At 41.4% G+C, this 2,133-nt stretch carries 2 protein-coding genes; one reads left to right on the forward strand and one right to left on the reverse strand.

Going from position 1 to position 2,133, the window contains the following annotated elements; all coding sequences use genetic code 11:
- Nucleotides 1-283: 283 nt before the first annotated feature.
- Nucleotides 284-424: a hypothetical protein gene (locus F6K20_RS35515; RefSeq protein ID WP_154659777.1), complete on the reverse strand. Its 141-nt coding sequence runs from the start codon at nucleotides 422-424 to the stop codon at nucleotides 284-286.
- 835 nt (nucleotides 425-1,259) lie between these two features.
- Between F6K20_RS35515 and F6K20_RS35520 the strand changes: the two genes are divergently transcribed.
- On the forward strand, nucleotides 1,260-2,133 hold an 874-nt coding region (locus F6K20_RS35520), incomplete at its 3' end, for a PrnB family protein (RefSeq protein WP_287297953.1).

Genomic DNA, 2,133 nt, shown 5'->3' on the forward strand with positions numbered 1-2,133 from the left:
ATCAACAGATACACTGGAGCACTCCTAAGGGAGAGAATATCTAGGAGCCGTATGAGGGGAAACCTTCACGTACGGTTCTGAAGGAGAGGTGCCCCGGATAATACCGGGCATCGACTCTAACCGACGGGGCTTCCTGGGGAATTTATTACGATGATGACTAAGTACATAATTCTGGGTTAAGCTATTAAATTGCTGGGGGGCTTTGCCCCCTGGCCAAACCATCGGGTTTGCTCCCATGGGAGCATGTCTGGAATGGTGCGAAATGTGAATTCATAAGGTTTACCTAGCCGTGGATAGTATTTCTGCGGCTATTTTTTTGTTTGAAAAGGGAGTAGGGAGTAGGGAGTCGGGAGTAGGGAGTAGGGAATCGGGAATCGGGAGTCGGGAAATGCGATCGCGTAGCGTGACCAAAGGTCAATCCCATTCCCTTACTTTACTGCTTGGTTATTTGGTTTTTCTATTTGGGCTTGGTAGTCATGAGGCGTTCGCGTAGCGTGGCCTACGGCCAATCGCTACAGCCAACCTCTCACCTCTCCCTATTCCCATTGATAGGTTGATCAAATTTAGTTTGATTTGGCAATGAGTATTTATACGTTTGTTTTTACTTTACAAATGAGTTGTAAAACTAGATTGTGATTTTTGCTAAACTGAAAAATTATGTATTCCTTATTGCTCTTACCTATTGGAAGTTTTAGGTTTCCTAAAGCTTTAGATGATTTGTTTACATCTCAAATAAAAATGGCTCTTCCGTACTTGTTATGCTAAATTAACACTTTGCCAAAGGGACTGAGGCCGTAGGCCACGCGGGGCGCGTTCGGAGCAGGGACTTCGGAGCAGGAGGAAGAGGCAGCTATATTGGAAAAATTTATGGTTAAATAGCCTCATAACCCTTACACAGTAAGCTTTTCGGGGGGGGTAAACTATAAATTTAGCATAGTAGGTACTGAAGAACCAGCAATCATAGTCATGAGGTACAAAGTTCTGGCTTTTAGGGAGCAGGGACTGAGGCCGTGGGCCACGCTTTCGCCAAAGCCGACGCTGCTTGAGGTGCGAACGGAGCAGGTAAGAGATAAGAGGTAATAGGTAATAGGGAAACAATCCTCTGTACCTCATAGCTATAAGAAACGCTATAGATGAGCTTACCCTGACCAATGAGCTCGAAAGAGCAATATATAAAAAAAAATAAAAATATTTAAACCGCTCTAAATCAGGTTTATAATACATATTGTTTAAACTATTTTTAGTAGAAAAATCCAATAATGTTTGATTTCAAAGACAAAATAATAGAAAAAGGATTCTTGACTGAAACCTTAGAGTCCTTGGATTTTTGGCCTGAACAGTATTATGTTTGGAGAGAAATAGCTCAGAATCTTCCAAATATTTTGCCCATTGGAGAAGTGGGAATAGAGGTAGATAAAATGCCTCAGATAGATACAACTTCTTTAGAGGATTTTCATCTGAATAATGCCAAACTTTGTCTAGGAATGATAGCCCAAGCTTATGTTTGGGAACCCATCTATAGAGGCGAATCTGAACCCCGAACAGTTCTTCCAGCACAGATTGCTATTCCTTTTGTTGAGATTTCAGAAAGGTTGGAGGAACCACCAATACTCAATTATGCTGATTATGTCTTAAGAAACTGGAGAAAACTAGATCCAAACGGAGATTTTACGACAAACAACCTTAGAAGTCTTGTGACTTTTTCAGGGAGACAAGATGAAGACCAATTCATCACTGTTCATGTAGCCTATGAAGCAGCAGCTAGAGAGTGTTATAAACAAGGTATAAAAGCGATGGAGCTAGCACAAGAAAGAGATGCGGTTTCTCTGGCTATTATCTTACGAGAAATGGCGGACACCATTGTTAACATGAAAGATGTCTTCATGACGACAGAGAATATCGTGTCTGCTGAAGTTTTCAGAAAACACATCAGGCAGTTTCTCAAAGGGTGGAACAATAACGTTGAGCTTATTTATGAAGGTACTGAGATTAATGCTTCAGCTCTCAGAGGAGAAACAGGTTCTCAAAGCAGCGCGATGCCTTTCTTAGACCGGATTATGGGTTGTATGTCTCTGGATCCTGTACAAAGAGAAATTCTTAACGAAAAAAAATCTATTCCTGTGGATTTGATTA

The organism is Moorena sp. SIO2C4 (assembly GCF_010672485.1).
Classification (GTDB): Bacteria; Cyanobacteriota; Cyanobacteriia; order Cyanobacteriales; family Coleofasciculaceae; genus Moorena; species Moorena producens.

What these genes read in the sequence shown, in the direction of transcription:
- F6K20_RS35515 (WP_154659777.1), bottom strand. Translation starts at nt 424, where the DNA reads ATGGGATTGACCTTTGGTCACGCTACGCGATCGCATTTCCCGACTCCC.